We start from the raw sequence: 1,221 nt of genomic DNA on the forward strand, positions 1-1,221 counted from the left end.
CGCTGCCGAGTTGGACGCCGATAACGGCAGCATCAGTTGCTCCGCGATCTGCCCGGCGACCAGCAGCTGTTTCTCGGAATAGGTATCCTGACTCACATCCGCACAGGCAAAATGGCTCATGACACCCACCGGTGCCATTCCCGCTGCCCGCAATTGCGCCGCTGCCTGCAGGGCCGTGTCCGGGCGAAAACCAAGACGGTTCATGCCCGTGTTCACTTTCAACCAGATGCGCACCGGGCAAGGGCTGGCCAGCAGCAAATCCACTTGCCATAACGAGTGCACGACTACCTCAAGGGATAGCCGCTCCGCCTCCTTCAGCTCTTCGGCATCGAAGAAGCCTTCGGCCACAAGAATCGGCAAGGTCATGCCGTTTTCTCGCAGCGCACGTGCCTCTTCGACCAGCGCCACCCCCAGGCCCGACACGTTGTCGTGCATGGCATCCGCCGCCCGCAACAGGCCGTGCCCGTAGCCGTTGGCCTTGACCATGGCAAACACCTCAGCCCCATCAGCCAGTTGCCGGGCCAGACGCGCATTATGCGCCAGCGCAGAAGGACGAATTTCGACTCGGGTGCCTCTCATAGCAGGTGCAGCCCAACGCCGGACGCCTGACGCCTGACGTTTAAAGAACGGGACGTCGCATCCGGCATCCGGCGTCTAGCGTCCAGCGTTTTATTCATCCCCTGCCGCCAGCTGGGCATAGTATTCCGGCGCCAGGTCATCGAAGCGGGTGAACTCACCGCGGAAGGCCAGCCGCACGGTGCCGATAGGACCATTACGCTGCTTGCCGATAATGATTTCGGCCACACCGCGCTCGTTGCTGTCCTTGTTGTACACCTCGTCCCGGTACAGGAAAACGATCAAATCCGCATCCTGCTCAATCGCCCCGGATTCCCGCAGATCCGACATCACCGGGCGCTTGTTGGGCCGTTGTTCCAGGGAACGGTTCAACTGGGACAGGGCCAGCACCGGGCAATTCAGTTCCTTGGCAATCCCTTTCAGGGAGCGGGAAATTTCCGAGATTTCGTTCACCCGGTTTTCCACCCCCGGCACCTGCATCAGCTGCAGGTAATCGACCATGATCAGGCCCAGCTCGCCGCCACATTCACGGGCCACCCGGCGGGCACGGGCGCGCATTTCCAGCGGACTCAGTGCCGGCGTGTCGTCGATAAAGAAGCGCTGCTCACTGAGCATATGAATGGCAGAGGTGATACGCGGCCAGTC

Annotated in this window: 2 protein-coding genes; both read right to left on the minus strand. The window is 61.3% G+C overall.

Translation table 11 applies throughout. From position 1 onward, the window contains the following. Nucleotides 1–579, minus strand: a 579-nt coding sequence (locus A3730_RS22685) for an alanine racemase (protein ID WP_197477579.1), incomplete at its 3' end; no start/stop codon positions are given. 90 nt (nt 580–669) lie between these two features. Further along, a partial coding sequence (locus A3730_RS22690; protein ID WP_304439524.1) for a DnaB-like helicase C-terminal domain-containing protein occupies nt 670–1,221 on the minus strand: 552 nt, incomplete at its 5' end.

The organism is Alcanivorax sp. HI0044 (genome assembly GCF_001634945.1).